17 protein-coding genes are annotated in these 19709 nt (G+C 55.7%); 7 read left to right on the forward strand and 10 right to left on the reverse strand.

Features of this window, described 5'->3' with window-relative positions; translation table 11 throughout:
• Window positions 1–163: 163 nt before the first annotated feature.
• Window positions 164–301 (reverse strand): hypothetical protein, encoded by a 138-nt coding sequence (locus tag ABIE59_RS17310; RefSeq protein ID WP_354448827.1) that lies wholly within the window; start codon window positions 299–301, stop codon window positions 164–166.
• 45 nt (window positions 302–346) lie between these two features.
• Entirely contained in the window at window positions 347–958 is a 612-nt protein-coding gene (locus tag ABIE59_RS17315; protein ID WP_354448829.1) for a hypothetical protein, read from the reverse strand.
• Between the two features lie 158 nt (window positions 959–1116).
• Here ABIE59_RS17315 and ABIE59_RS17320 point away from each other — a divergent pair, with 158 nt between their 5' ends.
• Window positions 1117–1764: a metallophosphatase domain-containing protein gene (locus ABIE59_RS17320; protein ID WP_354448831.1), complete on the forward strand. Its 648-nt coding sequence runs from the start codon at window positions 1117–1119 to the stop codon at window positions 1762–1764.
• A gap of 542 nt (window positions 1765–2306) precedes the next feature.
• The gene (locus ABIE59_RS17325; protein WP_354448833.1) at window positions 2307–2573 is read left to right on the forward strand and encodes a hypothetical protein; all 267 of its coding nucleotides are present in this window, start codon (window positions 2307–2309) and stop codon (window positions 2571–2573) included.
• Between the two features lie 433 nt (window positions 2574–3006).
• Here the strand turns inward: ABIE59_RS17325 and ABIE59_RS17330 are convergent, their stop codons facing one another.
• Window positions 3007–4371 (reverse strand): NAD(P)/FAD-dependent oxidoreductase, encoded by a 1365-nt coding sequence (locus tag ABIE59_RS17330; RefSeq protein WP_354448835.1) that lies wholly within the window; start codon window positions 4369–4371, stop codon window positions 3007–3009.
• A gap of 104 nt (window positions 4372–4475) precedes the next feature.
• Between ABIE59_RS17330 and ABIE59_RS17335 the strand changes: the two genes are divergently transcribed.
• The gene (locus ABIE59_RS17335) at window positions 4476–5276 is read left to right on the forward strand and encodes an SDR family NAD(P)-dependent oxidoreductase (protein ID WP_354448837.1); all 801 of its coding nucleotides are present in this window, start codon (window positions 4476–4478) and stop codon (window positions 5274–5276) included.
• Between the two features lie 59 nt (window positions 5277–5335).
• On the opposite strand, the gene ABIE59_RS17340 is transcribed toward ABIE59_RS17335, so the two are convergent.
• Window positions 5336–5542, reverse strand: a complete 207-nt coding sequence (locus ABIE59_RS17340; RefSeq protein ID WP_058091071.1) for a cold-shock protein — start codon at window positions 5540–5542, stop codon at window positions 5336–5338.
• Between the two features lie 437 nt (window positions 5543–5979).
• On the opposite strand from ABIE59_RS17340, the gene ABIE59_RS17345 reads away from it, so the two are divergent.
• The 4 genes from ABIE59_RS17345 to ABIE59_RS17360 all read left to right on the forward strand — a co-directional run bounded on the left by ABIE59_RS17345 (window position 5980) and on the right by ABIE59_RS17360 (window position 12962).
• Window positions 5980–8352: a sensor domain-containing phosphodiesterase gene (locus ABIE59_RS17345; protein WP_354448840.1), complete on the forward strand. Its 2373-nt coding sequence runs from the start codon at window positions 5980–5982 to the stop codon at window positions 8350–8352.
• A gap of 104 nt (window positions 8353–8456) precedes the next feature.
• Window positions 8457–9608 carry an efflux RND transporter periplasmic adaptor subunit gene (locus ABIE59_RS17350; protein ID WP_354448842.1) on the forward strand — a complete coding sequence of 384 codons (1152 nt, stop codon included), beginning with the start codon at window positions 8457–8459 and terminating at the stop codon, window positions 9606–9608.
• The gene (locus ABIE59_RS17355) at window positions 9605–11545 is read left to right on the forward strand and encodes a MacB family efflux pump subunit (RefSeq protein WP_354448844.1); all 1941 of its coding nucleotides are present in this window, start codon (window positions 9605–9607) and stop codon (window positions 11543–11545) included. Before ABIE59_RS17350 ends, ABIE59_RS17355 begins: the two co-directional genes overlap by 4 nt.
• Window positions 11546–11549: 4 nt before the next feature.
• Window positions 11550–12962, forward strand: coding sequence for an efflux transporter outer membrane subunit (locus ABIE59_RS17360; RefSeq protein ID WP_354448846.1), 1413 nt, complete (start codon window positions 11550–11552; stop codon window positions 12960–12962).
• On the opposite strand, the gene ABIE59_RS17365 is transcribed toward ABIE59_RS17360, so the two are convergent.
• From ABIE59_RS17365 to ABIE59_RS17390, 6 genes are all read right to left on the reverse strand, one after another.
• Window positions 12940–13734 (reverse strand): RES family NAD+ phosphorylase, encoded by a 795-nt coding sequence (locus ABIE59_RS17365; RefSeq protein ID WP_354448848.1) that lies wholly within the window; start codon window positions 13732–13734, stop codon window positions 12940–12942. The two genes, ABIE59_RS17360 and ABIE59_RS17365, sit on opposite strands and share 23 nt — an antisense overlap.
• Window positions 13731–14096: an antitoxin Xre/MbcA/ParS toxin-binding domain-containing protein gene (locus ABIE59_RS17370; RefSeq protein ID WP_354448850.1), complete on the reverse strand. Its 366-nt coding sequence runs from the start codon at window positions 14094–14096 to the stop codon at window positions 13731–13733. The genes ABIE59_RS17365 and ABIE59_RS17370 overlap by 4 nt, the downstream gene beginning before the upstream one ends.
• 77 nt (window positions 14097–14173) lie before the next feature.
• A complete protein-coding gene (locus tag ABIE59_RS17375; RefSeq protein ID WP_354448852.1) occupies window positions 14174–15733 on the reverse strand; it encodes an FGGY-family carbohydrate kinase in 1560 nt (519 codons plus the stop codon).
• 5 nt (window positions 15734–15738) lie between these two features.
• A complete protein-coding gene (locus tag ABIE59_RS17380; RefSeq protein ID WP_354448854.1) occupies window positions 15739–17325 on the reverse strand; it encodes a glycerol-3-phosphate dehydrogenase/oxidase in 1587 nt (528 codons plus the stop codon).
• A gap of 7 nt (window positions 17326–17332) precedes the next feature.
• On the reverse strand, window positions 17333–18937 hold the full coding sequence (locus tag ABIE59_RS17385; RefSeq protein ID WP_354448856.1) for an FAD-binding oxidoreductase: 1605 nt from the start codon (window positions 18935–18937) through the stop codon (window positions 17333–17335).
• Window positions 18938–19046: 109 nt separating this feature from the next.
• Window positions 19047–19706, reverse strand: coding sequence for a transglutaminase-like cysteine peptidase (locus ABIE59_RS17390; protein ID WP_354448858.1), 660 nt, complete (start codon window positions 19704–19706; stop codon window positions 19047–19049).
• Window positions 19707–19709: the final 3 nt, after the last annotated feature.

Raw genomic sequence — 19709 nt, forward strand, 5'->3', positions numbered from 1 at the left:
AGCCGGCATTGAATCGCTTTATTATCGAATTCGGTGACCGTCTGGACGGCCACCTGTAATGGGGTGGGCAGTTACACAGATTTATTTACAGGCTCTAGCCTTGGAATTCGTCCACTTGTCAGAACTGACATTCCTATTTGGATGATGAGGATCTTACGGAGCGCTATCCCGGCTGCTTGTTTTTGAATTTACGTCTGGTCCAAACCTCCAGCTCGTCAGCCTTCCAATAACCAGCGGCGCCAATAGCCAACATTGACAATACAAAGCCTCCGTAACCGAAGAGGGCGGCGGTCATGTTCATAGTGACTCCGAATCTGTTCATGTTTCTGAATAATCATACCTTGCCCTAGAGGTCCGAGGCGAGCATCAAGACCTCCTCAGGATCTCGCCCTGAGGCAAGCCAATCTCTTGGGGAGAGGCAGGCTTTGCCAAGCGGCAGGTCGGTGTTTTTGCTGATCATAAATCGATTAATTGTAAACGGTGCTACCTCTTTCCCTATCTGTTTCAGAAGTTCGGTCAAGTGAGGTAGGGTACCTTGATCTGTGAATTGCCATCTTGGAAACAAAAGGATCTGATGGGGGGCTTCAAATGCAAAGAGCTCTGGGGCCTCTTTAGCTATTAGCGCTTGAACCGTCTCTATCGAAACTGATAGCCGTTTTGAAACTTCCTCAAGAATCAAAGATTCTTGAATCATGTCGCTAATTTCCCTCATGAGGCGTTGGCGTTGGTTACTGGCGATAGCGACCGCATGACCGCTATGAATATCTCCGAACCGGGCGCCTCCTGCGGCGAGGATATCTTTTTCTTTGGATTTTAACGGCTCACTGCCATGCTGCGGAGCACGCTCGGAACCTGGCTTTTGGTTGATGTCGTGAGCTGACGGCATAGACCTCAGGTATGCCAAATAATCCCGATTCAAATCAGCCGTGAGCTGTTTGCGAATTTCAGAGCCGTTCATCAACTCGGATCCTCCTTGGTGTGATCCAGATGCTATTCTCGACACCGGTAACCAAAATATCATAACTCGAGATTAAGAGTCGTCTGGGCTAACCGCTGGATGTTGCCCTATATAGAAAGGGGCGACATCGCCAGCTCATTGCGGATAGATGGAACATCATGAAATTGGTCTGCATTTCCGATACCCACAGCCTTCACCGACGTCTGCCAAGTATTCCGGACGGTGATGTGCTGATCCATGCAGGAGACTGCTTGGGGCAGGGGACGTTAGAGAACATCGAAGACTTTAACGATTGGCTTGGGAGTTTGCCCCACAGACACAAGATAGTTATTGCCGGAAACCACGATTGGGCTTTCCAGGAAACGCCAGAACTGGCCCGGCAGGCATTAACTTCCGCCATCTATTTGGAAGACAGTGGTGTAGAGATCGAGGGAGTACGATTCTGGGGGTCCCCCTGGACGCCTATCTTTATGAATTGGGCGTTTATGTTAGGCAGAGGGGAGCCTTTGTACAACAAGTGGCAGCTCATCCCCGAAAATACCGATGTGCTGATCACTCATGGGCCGCCTCAAGGGATTGGCGATGAGGTGATGCTTGGATTGCAGAGTCAGAATGTTGGCTGTGAGCATTTGCTTGAACGTCTTCACCGGCTTTCCGTCAAGGCCCACGTGTTTGGTCATATACATGAGGGCTATGGTGAATACCGCCGGGGACAAACCCAGCTGTTCAACGCCAGCACCTGTAATGAACTCTATGCGCCTGCCAATGCTCCGGTAGTGCTGGAGGTGTTTCCTTGCGAAGCTTAAGACGATGGCGAATGAAAAATTTGGTCAACATTCGAGCATTGGTTTCTGCATGAGCCGGCACCTTCTCACCTTGTGTAGATACACAATGCGATACCTCAGGCCTATCGGGTTTCTGGTTCTCGGTACCAACGCGGTGTCCTGGGATAGATTGATTCGTTTATTGACACCGGTTTTGTTGTGCTGGTTGGCTCTGCAGATTATTCATTTTATTTCATATTCGACAAACATTCAGAACGAAATATTGTTCGCGGTTAAGGTCTATGCTTTGTTTGTTGTGTTTCGAGTGGTTTTTAAATTGGTAAAGTTCGGCAAGTCCGTATCCTGAACTTAATCTTAAATCCTTATCAAGATAAAATCTTTTATTTTTAATTATTTAAACTGTCCCGGCGATACATTTGTCAGTGTTTTTGCTAATTTACTATTATAGTTTTTAATATGTCTGAATTTACGGTTTAACTTTAGATTTCACTGATTTCTTCAGCGCTTGGGTGTTTTTCAGATTATGCGATGATATCTGGAATATCACCGAGGAGACTGAAGCAATGTTTAACAACGTCCTTTTAAAAATAAAGAAAAAGTACAAAACCCCGGTCTTATTTAGGGCAGCATTATGGGGAACCATCATCGCCATTCTTTTTACATTTATACCTGGGTCGCAGAATATTGAGGCCGGCGCATGGACTTCTTTTGAACCTGTATTTGCCATTGTGGCAACGATAATGAGAGGGAAACTTGGAGTCGCTCTGGTTGTATCAGCGTCAGGTTGCTGGATTGCTGATCATATCAAAACCTTCCTTTCGGTCCTCTGACCGGAGGGCCTCGAAATCCTGCAGGGCTTGCTAAAAATTTTGTCAGGAAAGTGTCCAAAAAGTGCTTTTTTCGCCGCGACAATGCATTGCTAAGTAATTGATTCTATTAGCTGCTTAAGGCCGACATTAAGCTAATATACAGCATTAATTAAAGCGCATAACATGTTGTTTACTATGTCTTTATGGCTCTTAAAAAAATAGAACTGCAACTCCGTGTACGCCGGTTCGATTCCGACCCGCGCCTCCATTTTTATTCTTTTTATCAGTTCATTACGATTACGGAAAATCACTGGCGTCGTTGCTGCGAAGGTTCAGCGAACATGCTTTGAGTGTTTGTTCGTGTCTGTCAGCGAATTTAGCGTCGAGTTGAGCTCGCCCTTAATGGTTTCTCCTCAGCAACGGATGAAATGCCGCCATCGAATGCGTGAGGCCTCTACCAAAGCTTCCGCTCCCACCAACAATCCTCAGCTTTAAGTGCCCCTTTAACCACCGCTATGCCTAGGCGTCTGAATGGCTCTACTGGCCAGCGCACCGGTTTTCGATTAACAAACCACGCCTGGGTGCGTTTGCTCTCCCGGCCCAGGGCCAGTTCGGCCAGGGTCTTCCCGCTGTATTGTGTCAGGGAGACACCATGGCCAGTGCATCCGCACAGGTACAGGGTGCGATCGTCTTTGTAGAAGCCAAGATTGGGGGCCATGTCCAAGGTGACCGACACCGGGCCGCCCCACTGGTAATCAATGCCAATCCCTGCCAGTGGCGGGAACAGGGTTTTCAAGTGCTTTTCCAGTATCCGCCACGTCGGTTTATGGTGGTCGAGGCTCATGTTTTGGCCCGTTGTGGTTACAACGTTGGCGCCGCCAAAGGTAATGCGCCCGTCTGCCGTTGGTCTGAGGTAGTGCACCAGGTGCCGGTTGGTTTCTATTCCGTAGCGCCCGGCCCAGCCGACCGCCCGCGACTGTTCCGCCGTGAGCGGCTGGGTGACGATCTGGTGAGTCCAGATTGGGGTCTGGTTGCGGCGAAATGCCCCCATTTCCGGCAACAGGTGGCTATATGCGTTGGTTGCCAGTATAACTTTGCCGGCGGTCACGGTGCCATTTGAGGTCTCGACGGAAACCTTACCTGGCGGGTAGTTGATAGACTGGCATACGGTGTTCTCATAGATATGAACGCCGAGTTGCTCACAGATGGTTTTCCAGTGCCGGACGTGTTTCGCGGGATTCAATATGCCGCACCGCTGCTCAAACAGGCCGGCTTTAGCCAGCGGGGTCTGAAGCTGGTGCAACAGTTGTTCCTCTCCCCACCATTCAAAGGAGTTTGAGAACCCGAGCTCATGATAGAGAGCCTGCTGTTTTTGCAGGCGCTCACGATGTTTGTTGGTCAGCGCAATGCGCAGAAAGCCATTGTGTTCGTAATCGCTGTCGAAGTCGTACCGGCTCACACAGTCGCGCACATAGTCGACGGCATCTTCCATATACTGCTGTGCGACGCGGGCTTTTTCCTTGCCATGAAGCAGGCAGGTTATTTCGGGCTCAAAGCCGAACAGGGTCATGGAAAACCCGCCATTGCGCCCCGAGGCTCCAAAGCCCACAGCGCTGCCCTCCAATACGGTGACGTCCACCGATGGGTCCAGTTCTTTCAAATGAGCCGCGCAGGACAATCCGGTGAACCCGCCACCAATGATCACAATATCGGTCTGATGGTTTTCGTGCAGCGGCGGGTTAGGGGAGTACGGGCCAAAACGATTGAGCCAGAACGACCGGGTCTCCGGTGAGCCGAGTTTACTGTAGTCTATGCTCATGGCGTTTATCACGTTGTTATACTTGAGGCCTTTCGGCGTCGGATTGTCGCCAAGGTGTATCAAGGTGGCGTTATAAAAACAAGATAAGAAAACGAGGTGTATTCATGAGTGTCAGTGGCAAGACCATTGTTCTGACTGGCTCGTCCAGTGGTATCGGGGAACAGGCAGCCTATCAATTGGCCCGTAAAGGGGCCCGTCTTTGCCTCGTCGCCCGTCGAGAAGACGAGTTGAAGAGGGTGCAGCAGGCTATTACCGCCGAGGGCGGCAAAGCCTGGGTATACCCGGCAGACCTGACCGATGAGGCCGGCTTGCAGTCGGTTGCTGACCGGATATTGGCAGAACACGAACGGGTAGATGTGCTGGTCAATAATGCTGCCCGCTCCATCCGGCGCCCCATCACCGACGCTCTGGACCGGTTGCACGACTATCAGCGAACCATGAATATCAACTACATCGCTGCAGTGGGGTTAACGCTGAAGTTGCTTCCAAGGATGTTGGCGCAGGGCCAGGGGCAGGTGGTGAATATTTCCACTTTGTCTTCCCAGGTGCCGATACCCCTGTTTTCCGCTTACCTGGCCAGCAAGACGGCCCTGGAGTCTTTTTCGCGTTCGCTGTTGGCGGAAATGGGTGATCAGGGGATAGACGTTACCGTGGTTTACTACCCGATGGTGCGTACGCCCATGTCTTCGCAAACCAGTATTTACAAGCACATGCCGATGATGACCCCGGATAAGGCCGCAGGCTGGATTGTCAAAGCCGTGGATGAGGGGCCGGCAAGGGTTGGTAGCCTGATGGGAACTGCGGGCAGCATTGCTCTTGCGGCGTTACCAGGGCCGGTTACTCGTTACACTCAACCATTGTTCAAGCTGATGGATAAAAAACTTGGGCAAAAGGCTCGCCAATAACCAGAAACGAAAAAAGGCAGCCGAAGCTGCCTTTTTCTATCGTATCAGGGCTGTATGAATTACAGACCTACTACGTTATCCGCCTGAGGACCTTTCTGGCCCTGAGAAACGGTAAATTCAACCTGCTGGCCTTCTGCCAGAGTCTTGAAGCCGCCGCCCTGAATGGAGCTGTAGTGAACGAATACGTCCGGGCCGCCTTCACGAGTGATAAAGCCAAAACCTTTTGATTCGTTGAAAAACTTAACAGTACCGGTAACAGTAGACATATTTTTAAATCCTGAATTCAATCATTTTATGTGCCGCCAAACTTCATCGTGAGGCTTGGTCAGCGGTGTGCGGAAACAAAAAACTGGCGTGATCAAAAACAGGACGAAAGCTACTTGTTACAACTTACAACAGAGATGCGTCTTATTGATGAATGCTTTGCTAAATCTTTCCAACGACGGTCACTGTACTCCTGCCCGGCCAGAATAGAAAGCTATTTTTTATAGGCATTAACCCACAGGGGGCATTTATTCTGGTGAAACACAGCGAACTTATGCTTCACACCCTGGTGTCTGATTACTAAAATCCGGTAACTCTAGTCATCCTCTTGATCTACACTGATGTCATAGAGAAAGAAGGGTTGGTTGATATACCTTCTCAGAAAGCTGATTAGCCCAAAAGGCCTGGTTGGTGTTTCCTGACGCGGAGCAAAACCTGTATGTCCCTGGACCCTATGGAGAAAAGGCGCCTCGTTGCGCTTGAGAAGTTGGGGATTCTGGATACGCCACCAGAAGAGCGGTTTGACAGGCTGGTTCGAATCGCTCGCCAGTTTTATCATGTTAAAACGGCCTTGTTCACGGTTCTGGACGATAAGCGCCAGTGGTTTAAATCCAAAGACGGCATAGATGCTAGTGAAACGCCACGTTCGGTAGCATTCTGCGATCATGCTATCCGCCAGGACCGGGCGTTTATTGTTGAAGATGCCGCCCAGGACCCACGCTTTAAATCCAACCCTCTGGTCACCGGTGACCCCCACATCCGTTTTTATGCCGGCATACCGGTCCGTGAACCCAGTGGTTTCAAACTCGGTTCGCTGTGCATTATTGACGACAAGCCACGTCAGATTCAGGAAGTGGATCTGGATGTGCTTCGTACATTGGCGAGTCTCATTGAGGACGAATTGGAATGTGCTTATCTCACCGGAGGAGACGAGGGTGACGTCGCGGTGTCGCATCTCAGCCGGGCCATCCAGAGGGCCCAGAATGTCTTTCTAACCAATGACAACGAGCGGGCGGCATTTGAGTTGATGCTGGCGGACTTGCTATCTCTTACCGGCAGCCAGTTCGGATTTATTGGCGAGGTGTTGTATCACCACGACGGTAAGCCATACCTCAAGGTAGGCGCCATCACCAATATCGCCTGGAGTCCGGAAACCCAGGCCCTGTTCCAGCAGGTCGAGCGCAGGGGAATGCTGTTTGAGAGACTGGATAACCTATTGGGAGCAGGGTTGTTATCAGGCGGAGTGGTGCTTACCAACAACTATGCAAGTGACGCCCGCCGAGGGGGGCTGCCACCTGGCCACCCCCCAATCGCCAGCTACATAGGGTTGCCGGTATACAGTGGCGGGGATCTGATCGGGTTGGTGGGCCTGGCTAATCGGGTGGGAGGTTATAAAGAAAGCATTGCCGATGACCTTGCCCCGCTGCTGCAGACCGTTGGCACCCTGATTGAACGGAAACGTCTTTATCAGGAAAAACGAGAGCACCAACTGAGCCTGGAACAGGCCGCTAATTTTGATGCCCTGACCGGGCTGCCCAACCGCAGACGGTTAACGGAACTGTTTGAACAGGAGCTGTTTGAAGCCAAGCAGCGCAAAGGCACCGTGGCGGTTTGTTTTATTGACCTCGATGGTTTCAAGGAGATCAATGATGAGCATGGTCACTCCGTTGGCGACGCAGTTCTCAAGTCGATTGCAGAGCGGCTGAAGAATACCGTGCGGGGCCACGATTTGATTGCCCGTCTTGGCGGTGATGAATTTGTGGCGATACTGAGGGATGTAGACGATGAGCGAGTGTATTCTCGCATTCTGGAAGCCATCCGCCAGCCCATAAGTTACCGGCACTTTGTTTTACACCTGTCTGGCAGCATGGGCGTGACAGTGTATCCGGATGACGACGCAGATACCGATTTACTGCTTCGCCACGCAGACCAGGCGATGTATGCAGCCAAAGAATCCGGCAAGAACGCCTACAAAATCTTTGATTTGCAGTCCCATTTTACCCGGAAAGAGCGAGTAAGGGTTCTGGAGCAGATCGGCCAGGCTATCAGCCGTGCGGAATTGAAGCTGTATTACCAGCCCAAGATTGATTATAAGCGCCAGACCATCGAAGGCTTTGAGGCCCTTATTCGCTGGAATCATCCCGATGATGGCTTGCTGGCCCCGGGGCACTTTCTGGAACATATTGAATACACCGAATACGCTCGCACCGTTGGCAACCTGGTGATCAATGAAGCCATCGACAAACTGTTGCTGTTCAATAGTCAGGGTTTGGCCTATTCCCTGAGCGTGAACCTCAGCCCGTCGCACTTTCTGGGCAAAACCTTCCCGGAAGACCTGGCCCAGGCAGTCGAGCGTTTGCCCCGCGGGCTCCGCCACCGTCTGATTCTGGAGCTACTTGAAACCACCGTCATGGATGATGCCAGCCTGGTAATTGACACGCTTCGGCAGTGTCGGGACTTGGGGGTGGAGTTGTCGCTGGACGATTTTGGTACCGGCTATTCCTCTCTCGACTACTTCCGTAAGCTTCCTGCCCACGAGATCAAGATTGATCGTTCGTTTGTTAATGACATGCTGGACGATCCGGAGAGCGATATGGTGGTCACCGCGATACTGGGCCTGGCCCGCAGCTTCGGCCGACGGGTGGTGGCTGAGGGCATTGAAAACGCTGAGCATCACGCTCGTCTGATCGAACTCGGGTGCGATCTAGGGCAGGGGTTCTACTATGCGAGGCCGATGCCTTACCAGCAGGCTTATGACTGGGCCGCGAATTTCCGCTGGCAAACGGTTGCGGTTACCGCAGTTGGTAGCTGAACCGGGGCTATGTAAAGGTTTGGCAAAACCCTGAGCATACTCTTTTTTTTCTCCCCGACGTTCTCTATGGTTGCCGCTGATCAGAGCGTATGGAGAACTTCTGAATGGCACTTGCTCCCCGCAACCGCCGGCGTTGGCCAACCTGGGTTGGTGTTTTCACAGGTATGGTGATTCTTGCCGCCGGAGGCTGGTGGTATTTCCAGAACGGCGGGAACAAACAGCCGCCACTGAATACCATCGAAGTCACCCGCGGCGATATCCAGCAACTGGTCAGCGCTACCGGCGTGTTGGAGCCCAGTAATTATGTGGATGTAGGTGCTCAGGTGTCTGGCCAGCTCGAAACCATCCATGTGCGAGTGGGACAAAAGGTGTCTCAGGGGCAATTGCTGGCGGAGATTGATCCGACCGTTTATGTCGCCAAGGTCGACGCTACCCGGGCCCAACTCAAGAATCAGCGAGCACAACTGGATGATCGAAGAGCGCAGTTGCGGCTGGCAGAAATCCAGTTCCAACGCCAGACTAACCTCTATAAAGAAGAAGCCACGACAAGGGAATCGATGCAAACCGCTGAGGCTTCTCTAGCATCCGCGAAAGCTCAGTTGGCCATGCTGGAAGCTCAGATTGAACAAACCTCATCCAGCTTGCGAGCAGAAGAAGCCAACCTCGGATTTGCGCGAATATACGCTCCCATGGACGGCACCGTTGTGTCGATTGAAGCTCGCCAGGGCCAGACGTTGAATGCCACTCAGCAAGCACCAGTTCTAATGCGTATTGCCGACCTGGCTACCATGCGAGTGCGGGCCCAGGTATCAGAAGCCGATGTGGGCAAACTCGAGCCTGGGATGCGTGTCTATTTCACCACGCTGGGCGACGCGGATAGGAAGCTTTACGGCGAGTTGCTCTACATAGAGCCAACTCCGGAAGTGACCAACAACGTTGTATTGTACAACGCCCTGTTCGATGCCAATAACGACGATGGCAAACTGCTACCGAACATGACAGCCCAGGTGTTCTTTATTCAGAGCGAAGCCCTGGATGTTCTGCGTGTGCCGGTGTCCTCGGTTCAACGGGGCCGCGTGCAGGTCCTGACCCAGGCGGGCCAGGTTGAATGGCGGGACATCGTGTCCGGCGTCAGTAACCGGGTGCATACGGAAGTGGTTTCCGGCGTAAGGGAAGGCGAAAAGGTCGTGCTGGTTTCCCGGGATCCGCGTTCTGGTTCCAATAACACCAGCAATTTCCGGGGTACGCTGCGATGACCGCAAGCCGGCCTCTGATCGAGTTGCGCGGCATTACCCGTTCTTTCGGGGAGGGGGAGTTGGCGGTACCGGTACTCAAAGGCATTGACCTTAAAATTTATCCGGGGGAGTTCGTTGCCATTATGGGCCCCTCCGGGTCCGGAAAATCCACCTTGATGAATATCCTCGGTTGCCTTGACCAGCCAAGCTCCGGGGAATACTGGTATGACAGCTGTGACGTTTCCGCGCTCAGTCGGGATGACCTGGCGTTATTGCGCCGGGAGGCTTTCGGCTTTGTTTTCCAGAGCTACAATCTATTGCCGGGCATGACTGCCAGGGAAAACGTGGAAATACCGGCTATCTACGCCGGAATGGCACCCGCCCAGCGCCGGGAGCGGGCGGAGAAGCTGTTAACCGAACTGGGGCTGGGAGAGCGGCTTACCCATCGCCCGGGCCAGCTGTCTGGTGGGCAGCAGCAGCGCGTCTCAATTGCCCGGGCATTAATGAATGGCGGCCAGGTGATCTTCGCCGATGAGCCGACCGGCGCCCTTGACAGCAAAAGCAGTAAAGAGGTTATCCGGCTACTGACGGAGCTGTCTGGTAAGGGGCATACCGTTATTCTGATCACCCACGACCAGGATGTGGCGGATGTTGCCCGCCGTCAGATTCACATTGCCGATGGCGAAGTGGTTCGAGATACCGGTCAGGATGACAGCGCTGCAGCCTCTTCACCGGCCATCGAAGCCGGTCACCATGGCGTGGTGCTGAGTGACTGGCAGGAGGCCCTGAAAAGTGCCGTGCGCTCCTTGCATAGCAATCTGTTCAGAACCGTACTGACGTTGCTCGGCATCGTGATTGGTGTGGCGTCTGTGATCACCATGCTGGCCATCGGGGAAGGGGCCAGGAAAGACGTGGTTGATCGTATCAGTACCATGGGCAGTGACTTGTTGCTGATCCGCCCGGGTGGCCCGGACCAGCGGGGAGGCCGCTGGTCAGTGACCACGTTAACTCCTGAAGACTATCGTGCAATCAATGAAGTAGATGGGGTTCTTGCAGCAATACCTGAACTTACCGGCTCGCAAACATTGCGGTACTTCAACCTGGATCACCGGGCGGAGATTAACGCTACCTCGTACCAGTTTCCGGTGGCCAGACAGTGGCCGGTGATTGAAGGCACCTTCTTTTCTGAACAGGATGAGCTCAACTATGCGGCGGTAGCCGTGTTGGGCAAAACGACTGCCGACACACTGTTCCCCGGGGAAAGCCCGCTCGGCAAACACCTGATGGTGAACAATGTGCTGTTCCAGGTGATTGGCGTGATGGGGGAGAAAGGCGCATTGCCCATGGGTCAGGACCAGGACGATGTGGTCCTTGTGCCCTACACAACGGGCAGCTTGCGTATTTTTGGCCAGACTCATCTGCGCAACATCACGGTGGCCGTCGCTGACCTTGGCAGAATGAGTGACATCGAAGCGATCATCCATGAAACCCTGTTGGCACGGCACGGCGGGGTTGAGGATTTCACCATCCGTAACATGGCTTCGCTGATTGAGACCATTTCTGAAACCCAAAATACCCTGACCTGGCTGCTTGGCTCCATTGCCGCCATTTCACTGCTGGTTGGTGGAATCGGTGTGATGAACATCATGTTGGTCAGCGTGACTGAACGTACGCGCGAAATCGGTATCCGCATGGCCACCGGGGCACGAGCCTGGAATATTCTGCAACAGTTTCTGACCGAGGCCTGGCTGGTCTCTGCCATTGGCGGGCTGATTGGCGTTGCCCTGGGCATCACCGCCACACAATTGATCGGCTCTTTTGGCACGCCGGTTCATATGACGGTTTTGCCGATGGTGCTGGCGTTTTCCTGTGCCTTTGCTACCGGGCTTATCTTCGGTTTTCTCCCGGCTCGCAAAGCCGCTCACCTGGACCCGGTCCACGCCCTGGCTTCGGAATAAGGCTATGACTATAACCACTCGATTACTGGTTCTCTTGCCGGCGTTCCTGGTTGCCGGGTGCGCCACGTTCACGCCGGAGCCGGTGCCTTTGCCGGTCACCCCTCCAGAGCAATGGTCCGTCCAATCCAATGAGGGGCAGGGCATCGATGCCAGTTGGTGGCAGGCTTTCAATGATGACCACTTGAATCGGCTGATTGACAAGGCCCTGGCGGCAAACCCAGACTTGGCGGCCACTGCCCAGTCCGTCATTCAGGCCGATTTGCAGCTGCAGTCCGCCGGTGCTGGCCTGCTGCCATCGTTGGGGGCGTCGGCCAATACCGGGCGGCAGGCTTCCCGAGTCTCCGGTGGTGATACCAACACCGGTGGTTCAACCAGTGCCGGATTATCCGTGGACTATGAACTGGATCTTTGGGGTCGATTGTCTGCCGTTGAAGGCGGCGCCCTGGCGACCTTCCAGGCCACCCGATTCGATTACGACACGGCCAGAATCACTCTGGTTGCTTCGGTCGCCAGTACCTGGTTTGAATGGCTGGAGTTGCAGCAGAGGGCAGAGGTTGCCCGTAACAACCTGGCGATTGGTGAGCGCACTCTGGCCTTGGTGGAGGCCCGCTTCCGCAATGGGGCTGCCAGTCGGGCTGAACTGGCACGCCAACAAACCTCGGTTTTGAGTTTGCGCAACGCGGTGCCACCACTGGAATATCAGGCCCGGCAACGGCTGGCAGCACTACGGGTGCTGACCGGAGAATTACCATTTGAGGGCGACACGCCAGAGGCAGATATCGCGGCCGTCAGCATACCGGTGATCAGCCCCCTGGCGCCGGCCAGCCTGGTCACCCGTCGGCCTGATCTGGCAGCCCAGGAGGCTCGGCTGGTGGCTGCCAGTGCCGATATCGAACAGGCCAGGGCGGCGCTGTTGCCGTCGGTTTCCCTGAATGCAGCGGTGCGGTTATCCACTGACAGTTTTCTCAGCCTGGCTGATCCGACTCGAAGCGTGAATGGTCTGTTGGGTTTGAGTCAGTCGTTGTTTGACGGCGGCCAGCGGCGAAACGCCCTGGCGATTTCAGAATCCCGGCGGATGGCCCTGCTGGAAAGCTATCGCGGTAGCCTGTTGACGGCGTTCCTTGAAGTGGGTGATGCGCTGGACCGGGATTCGCTGTTTGAGCTTCAGGAGCAGCGCCTGCAAGAGATCCTGATGCGGGCGGAAGAAACCCTCAGGCTGACCGAAGTTCGTTATCGGGAGGGCGCGGATGATCTGCTGACCTTGCTGGAGAGCCAGCGCAGTGTGTTCGACGCCCGCCAGCAGCTGAGCCAGATGCGTCTGAACCGTCTGACTACCGCCGTTGACCTCTACAAAGCTCTTGGCGGAGGTTGGCAGCGGGATGACGAGGTGGTGGCTACAGGGCCGGTTGAGGAATAACGCCCTCTACCAGAAAGGCTTCCCGGCTGAAGTTGTGAACCTGCTTGCTGCCATCCGCCAGCGTCAGGCTCATGGATACTTGCTGTTCTGAGGTGGCAACAATGAGCTTTTGGTACGACCTTGGCGCCGTGTCCCGGAGTGCCCGGGGGCTGAACAGCGCCACGTTGAGCCCGTCCATTCCGCTCCCGGTTTGCCAGGGTAGCTGGTACAAGCCGGCCTGAAGAGCCCGGGCCGAGAGAAACTGAAACGCTTCCGTGCCGCATTGGCGCAGGTCGCTGCCCAGCGCCTGGGACTCCCGGTAGCTGACCGGGTCGGTGAGGATTTCCTGAAGGTCCTGCCACTCTGTGGCCTGAAGCCGAACACCCCGACTTGAACGGAAGCGGGCGGTAAAGACCGTGTGCAGCGTGGTCAAAGGGCGCTTGAACGGTTCTGCCACGTGGCTGGTGAACACAAAGCGATAGAAAGCGGTCTCTGCCAACGCTGTCGGAATGCTCATGGCGCCATAGAACAGGCTGGGTTCGAAGCTGCGGCCAAAACGGGAGCCGTATTTGAGTGGTGGATATCGAAATGGCGTCGCCAGCAGGTAATGCAGGTTTTTGGCCTGATTGGGGATGGTTGGTTTGCTGGCATCCAGCAGTTGCTCCAGGCGAGCCTGTTCCTGCATGTTATCAACGATTCGGGTGGTGGCGATGTCTTCCTGACTCTCTACTACCCGGAAGAGCTGCCCCTGCAGGCTGCCGAGGGTGCTTTTGATACGTTCCTTGTAGTTCAAATCCGTCCCCGCATGGCATCCAGATAGTGAATCACCCGAACCAGCCCCTCCGTTGACTGAATCATGTCTCTGGGGGTGCCTTCAAAGTAGTGGTTCGGCGTGTTGAGCCAATGGGCCATGGCCTGGTTGTCGCCACCGGTCAGGGCATAAACGCTTCGATACAGGCGCACGAACAGCAGCGCCAGTTCTCCGGACTTGCTGTCTGGATCAATGCCGTCTCTGGTCAACCCGCTGCGATTTCGGCCAACAATGGCGGCGGCTTCGGCCTGGGAAAGGCCAAAAGCCTTGGCGGAATTCAGCAAGGCCTTGGCCAGCAGGGCTTTATCGCTAATTTGGGGGGCCAGGGTAGCCGGCTCGTTCATGGCTAGGGCTCCTTTGTGCATTTTTCATCATTATATACCTGTATGGCGAAAATGCATCATTCGGTGCTCGTCAATCATTACTTGGGGTAGCCGGTGATACTCCTTATTTTCCGATACAGCGGTTGTAACCTTGGGTACATGTCCAGATACACCTCGGAATACAGGCGCTGGTAAAGCTCAGTTGCTTGCGCGGATGGTGTGAACACGTGGCCGACACGGGTCATTTCCCGCACTGCGGTGTCAAAATCCGGGTGCAGGCCCAGGCCCACGGCGGCGTCTATTGCCGCGCCCAGGCCGGAGGTTTCATAGGTGTGCGGTCGCTCGGCAGGCAGTCCAAAAATATCGGCGGTCAACTGCATGGCGGCATCGCTCTGGGAGCCGCCCCCTGCCACCCTGAGCCGGCGGATTTTCTGACCGCTGCGTTTCTCGATCCGCTCCTTGCCTTCCCGGAGTGCGTAGGCAAGGCCTTCCAGAATGGCACGATACAGGTGGGCGCGGGTATGTACATCGCCGAAGCCAATGATCGAGCCCTTGGCTTCGGGGCCCGGCTGGCGCACGCCCGGGCTCCAGTAGGGTTGCAGCATCAGGCCCATGGAACCAGGCGGTACCGAATTGACCAGTTCATCGAACAGGGCTTCTGGTTCTATACCCCTTTGCTCGGCCAGCTTCTGTTCCCGCAGACCAAATTCTTTCTTGAACCAACTGACCATCCAGAAGCCCCGGTAAATCATTACTTCCGTTGAGTAATGACCGGGCAGGGCGGACGGATAAGGCGGCATAAACCGTGTTGGCTCAACGTAACGATGATTGGTGGTATTGATCGTCGCGGTGGTGCCATAGCTCATGCAGCCGATGTCCGGGCTGAGCCCACCGGAGCCAAGTATCTCGCAGGCCTTGTCGGATGCCGCCGCAATAACCGGCAGGCCCGCGGGCAGGCCCAGGTGGTGGGCCGCTTCGGGAATCAGTTGGCCGATGGTTTCACCCGGTCGTACCAGGTTTGGCAGCATGTCACGGGTGATGGGCATGGCCTGCCATTTGAAATCCCGGTTACCGGCCCACTGCTGTTTTTTGTAGTCAAAAGGCAGGTAGCCCACCTGGCTGCCGGTGGAGTCTTTGTACTGGCCAGTCAGCCGGTAATTGAGGTAACCGGAGAGCAGCAAAAATTTGTGGGTTTGTGCCCAAAGATCCGGTTGGTTCTGGGCAATCCAGTTGGCCTGGGTTTTCTCCCGGAATCGCTCAATGGTGTCTTCAAGCCGGGCCAGCTTGAACAGAAGTCCCCATGGGCCCTTTACCGGGCCATCCACCCGGGCATGGCGTTGATCCAGCCAGATAATGGCCGGGCGCAACGGTTGCCCGTGTTTGTCCAGGTTGATCACCGTGCCCCGTTGGGTCGTGACGGTGACGCCGGCGACCTGGTCCGGTGTCGCATCGGTACTCTGCCAGAGCGCCTGGCAGGCCAGCCCGAGATTGGCCCAGAAGTAGTCCGGATGTTGCTCGGCCCAGCCCGGGTGTTCTGAGAAGTAGGGTTCGATTTCCTGCTTGCCCTTGCCGTGCAGATTGCCCTGTTGGTCAAACAGCAGCGCCCGGACGCTCTGGGTGCCATTGTCGATCGCCAGAATAAGCGGTGTGTTGGCCATACTGTTTACCTGCCCCCGGATGGCAGGGCATAAGCCTGCTGATACAGCGACAGATAACGGTCCACTTCCCGCTGCCAACGATCGTCAGTCCAGTCCAGCAGGCGTTGGCATCGCTTCTGGATGTCTGGCAGCAGGGCTCTGGCGCCGGCGGGGCAGATAAGCCCCAGGCGGGTTCTGCGCAGTAACAGGTCATCCAGGTGCTGTACCTGCTCATGCTGGCAGGCCCATTCCAGTTCAGCCCAGAGCACGCCGGAATCGGCGATTTCAGTGAAATCCGCATCGCGGCACAGTTCGCCCAGGGCCGGTCCGTAGTAGCCCTTGAGACGGTGCCAGCTCAGGTGGCGAACCTGAGTGGGCCGCGGAAGGTCGTCCGGTGGAGTGAACACTGGCTGGTCATCGGCCCGGAGCCTGTGGCTGCCATCTGGCCCGAGTGCGGCTTCCAGAGCCTCCCGGGCAATCTGGCGAAAGGTCGTGAGTTTGCCGCCGGCGACACTGATCAGGCCTTTATCCCGGCGCAGGGCGTGTTCACGGTTCTCACGGGAGGGGGCTTTGCCCTGACCATCCGTGACCACCGGCCTGACACCAGCCCAGGTGGAGATCACATCCTGGGCGGTCAGGCTGGCGCTGGGGAACAGGTGTTCAGCCACCTGCAACAGGTAGCGAACCTCCTGGTCGTTAATAACCGGTTCCTGGTCCAGGCTACCCGGATGGTCCAGGTCGGTGGTGCCGAGTACCGTTGTGCCGGCCCACGGAAAGGCAAACACCGGGCGTTTGTCCTCGGGATGGAACAAAGACACAGCACAGGTTACCGGTAGCCGTTGCCAGGGCACGACAAGGTGGCTGCCTCTGAGCGGGCGAATGCTCAGTGGTTGTTCTGACGGGCCCTGCTGTTGCAGTTTGTCTGCCCAGGCACCGGTGGCATTGATAACCATGTTGGATGATACGGAAACGCCAGCTTCCAGTGGTTCCCCCTCCGGAACCAGAACAACACCATTAACCCTGCCAGCCTCATCCCGGGTGATCCGGTTGGCGGATACATAGTTGAGGCAGAGGGCGCCGTCCCGGCTCGCCTCTGCGATCAGCCTTTGCACAAGCCGGGCGTCGTCGGTGATGGCGTCGGTAAACAGGCTGGCACCCAGAAGGCCGGCCTGGCTCAGACCGGGCGCCCACTGCCGGCTTTGTGAGGGGGTCAGGCGTTGCCGGCTGCTCACACCGGCAAGCCGATCGTATACCGATAAAAAAGCCTGGAACAGTCGGGGGCCGGGGAACTGGCCCCGGAAATGGGGCATGACAAACCGGAGTGGGTCAACCAGCCCCGGGGCCTCCTCCATCATGCGCTGGCGCTCCCTGACGGCATCCCGGGCCAGGCCAATATGGCCACTGCCCAGGTAGCGTAATCCGCCATGAACCATCTTTGACGATCGGCTGGATGTGCCCCAGGAAAAGTCTTTCTGTTCCACCAGAAGGGTTCTCAGGCCGCTCCCGGCTGCTTCTCTGGCAGCACCTGCGCCGGTGATGCCGCCACCGACAATCACCACATCAAATCGGGCATCACCGCTTTTCAGTTCTGCGAGAATCTGCTGTCGTGTCATACCGACCTCAGTCCAGAAGGGTTTTGGGATTGAGGCGGGCGTCTGGGTCAAAGCTATCGGTCAGCGCACGGATGGCGCGCATGCCCAGTTCACCTTTTTCCACCGGCAGGAAGGGGGCATGGTCCTTGCCAACCCCGTGCTGGTGGCTGATGGTTCCCCGGTTGCGGACGATCAGTTCCGAGGTGGTGTTTTTCAGGTGCTGCCATCGGGCAACGGTTTCCGGATAGGTATCGGCAACGCGGAACACATAGGTTGTGTAGATGGAACAACCCTGTCCGTAAAAATGGGACAGGTGGGTGAACACGTGGGTTCTTTCTCCGTCCTTACTGAGACCTTCCCGCAGGTTGCTCTCAATGCGATTGAGCAGGTTATCGACGTTATCCCAGTCTGTCGCCGTTTCCAGGGTGTCTACCGCATAGCCCATTTGCCAGAGTGCCTCCCGGAAGTAGGGCATGGTGAAGCGCTTTTCAGCCCACTTGGCGCCAAGTTTGGTGCCTGTATAAACGCCACCATGGGCACTGCACACTTTCCTGGCTTGAGCCAGGGTAGAACGACATTGGGCTTTGCTGCCTGTAATGCCGAAGGTCATCATGCACATACCTTCGCGTACCCCTCGGAACGACAGGAATTTCTCAAGCACGCCGATGAGTTGCGGGTGGCCGGCCAAGGCGAGTTGGGTTTCGGTTTCTATGGCGTTGCTTAACCGCAACATGGACAGGGGAATCCGGTTCTGAACCAGTTTTCGGCAAGCCGTTTTTGCCTGTTCCCAGCCTGGGAAGAACACGACATAGAAGGCTTCCTGGTCCGCCAGGTGGCTGACACGGGCTTTAACTTCAGTGATCAGCCCCAGCCGACCTTCGGAGCCCAGAATCATCTCCCGGATATCCGGCCCCGCGCTGGAAGCGGGCAGGGTGGGCAGGTCCAGCGTGCCCTGCAGGGTTTCGATTCGGCCTCCGGCAAACAACTGCTCAATTCGGCCGTAGCGAAGGGACTGTTGTCCACTGGAGCGGGAGGCCACCCAGCCGCCAATGGTGGAGAGTTCAAAGGACTGGGGAAAGTGACCCAGGGTATAGCCGTGGGCACGTAACTGCGCCTCAACCAGGGGGCCTGGAGTGCCTGCGCCAAACGTGGCCAGCTGACTTTCCCGGTCCAGGTCCAGAAGGCGGTTCATTTTGGCAAGGCTGATGGTCAGCACTGGTTTGCCCTGGTCGACGGGGTTGATATGGCCAGCCACGCTGGTACCGCCACCGTAAGGAATCAGGTGCAAGTCGTGGTCTTCGGCATAGCGCAGCAAGGCTCGAACATCCGAATTGGAGTTCGGAAATGCAACCCCGTCGGGAAACGTGCCGATCTCGCCGCTGCGAAGGGCCAGCCAGTCCACCAGGCTTTGGCCTCGGGCGTGGCGTACGCGCACTTCCGCGCTGGTATCGATCAGGTCATCAACCTTGGGGTCAGCCGGCAGGCGTGTGGCGGGTACCTTCTGGCACACCTGTTCCAGAGTGGCGTCCTGCAACGGATTGGCCGAGCCAATTCGTTGCTCAAGAAACGCTTGCCCTTGCGCAGGCAGCTCCAGGTTAAACTGATCATCACCCCATCCGTTCCAGCGTCGCATCGACCACAACTCCCGATTTCATGAAAAGTGTCGGCATTCTATAGCGTTGGCGCCAAAACCCAGTGGCAGAGTGCGACACCGGCTTTGTCATTTAACGCCAGACAGAGCATCAGCGCCGCAAAGACTCGGTTAACCGACGATTCAGATCCTGCCAGTGCTCAAGCCTTTGGGCATCGCCAATTCTTGACCGTTCCCCGGAGGAACGGTTGAGCCATAGACCCTCACCATTAAAGCTGTAAACAGGTTCCAGATCAGTGCGTTGAGAGGCAGGTTTAATGTCATTTGTCAGGTTATCGAGGATCAGTGGATCGGCATCGGGCGTCTTGTACCAGGCCAGGACCATATGGGCCTGGTTCAGCTCCAATGCTTTGACGTAGACAATCCGCAGTTCTTCATCGGGCACGCCCATGGCCCGAAGGGTCAGGTATTTGGCAATGGAGAAGTCTTCGCAATCTCCGCCATGGGTGGTAAGTAATTCGACGGGCGTGGCCCAGTAATCTTCCTCACCCCAGTGCTGGATGTCGCTGACAAACGGGACCCGGTTAAAAAACGAATTGACCAGGCGAAGCTGACGGTCGATAGGCGCATTGCGGGCCAATCGGTGCAGGCGCTGCCAGTCTTGAAGTCTTTGATGGGCTTCCTGGCCGAATTCGTCGAGCACGTAGGTCATCAGCCGGTCGCTGAGCTCTATAGCGCCAGCCAGGGAAATGGCGAATACGAGTGGCAGTAGGATCGAATGGCGACGAGCAGACCAGGTTGCCGTTGCCATAAC

This window comes from Marinobacter sp. MBR-99 (assembly GCF_040547575.1).
Taxonomy (GTDB): Bacteria; Pseudomonadota; Gammaproteobacteria; order Pseudomonadales; family Oleiphilaceae; genus Marinobacter.

Bases quoted from the DNA above. Each gene is read 5' to 3' on its own strand.
- ABIE59_RS17325 (WP_354448833.1), top strand. From the start codon at position 2,307: ATGTTTAACAACGTCCTTTTAAAAATAAAGAAAAAGTACAAAACCCCG.
- ABIE59_RS17370 (WP_354448850.1), bottom strand. From the start codon at position 14,096: ATGAACGAGCCGGCTACCCTGGCCCCCCAAATTAGCGATAAAGCCCTG.
- ABIE59_RS17315 (WP_354448829.1), bottom strand. From the start codon at position 958: ATGAACGGCTCTGAAATTCGCAAACAGCTCACGGCTGATTTGAATCGG.
- ABIE59_RS17320 (WP_354448831.1), top strand. From the start codon at position 1,117: ATGAAATTGGTCTGCATTTCCGATACCCACAGCCTTCACCGACGTCTG.
- ABIE59_RS17385 (WP_354448856.1), bottom strand. From the start codon at position 18,937: ATGCGACGCTGGAACGGATGGGGTGATGATCAGTTTAACCTGGAGCTG.
- ABIE59_RS17335 (WP_354448837.1), top strand. From the start codon at position 4,476: ATGAGTGTCAGTGGCAAGACCATTGTTCTGACTGGCTCGTCCAGTGGT.
- ABIE59_RS17310 (WP_354448827.1), bottom strand. From the start codon at position 301: ATGAACATGACCGCCGCCCTCTTCGGTTACGGAGGCTTTGTATTGTCA.
- ABIE59_RS17340 (WP_058091071.1), bottom strand. From the start codon at position 5,542: ATGTCTACTGTTACCGGTACTGTTAAGTTTTTCAACGAATCAAAAGGT.
- ABIE59_RS17330 (WP_354448835.1), bottom strand. From the start codon at position 4,371: ATGAGCATAGACTACAGTAAACTCGGCTCACCGGAGACCCGGTCGTTC.
- ABIE59_RS17390 (WP_354448858.1), bottom strand. From the start codon at position 19,706: ATGGCAACGGCAACCTGGTCTGCTCGTCGCCATTCGATCCTACTGCCA.
- ABIE59_RS17350 (WP_354448842.1), top strand. From the start codon at position 8,457: ATGGCACTTGCTCCCCGCAACCGCCGGCGTTGGCCAACCTGGGTTGGT.
- ABIE59_RS17355 (WP_354448844.1), top strand. From the start codon at position 9,605: ATGACCGCAAGCCGGCCTCTGATCGAGTTGCGCGGCATTACCCGTTCT.
- ABIE59_RS17375 (WP_354448852.1), bottom strand. From the start codon at position 15,733: ATGGCCAACACACCGCTTATTCTGGCGATCGACAATGGCACCCAGAGC.
- ABIE59_RS17345 (WP_354448840.1), top strand. From the start codon at position 5,980: ATGTCCCTGGACCCTATGGAGAAAAGGCGCCTCGTTGCGCTTGAGAAG.
- ABIE59_RS17380 (WP_354448854.1), bottom strand. From the start codon at position 17,325: ATGACACGACAGCAGATTCTCGCAGAACTGAAAAGCGGTGATGCCCGA.
- ABIE59_RS17360 (WP_354448846.1), top strand. From the start codon at position 11,550: ATGACTATAACCACTCGATTACTGGTTCTCTTGCCGGCGTTCCTGGTT.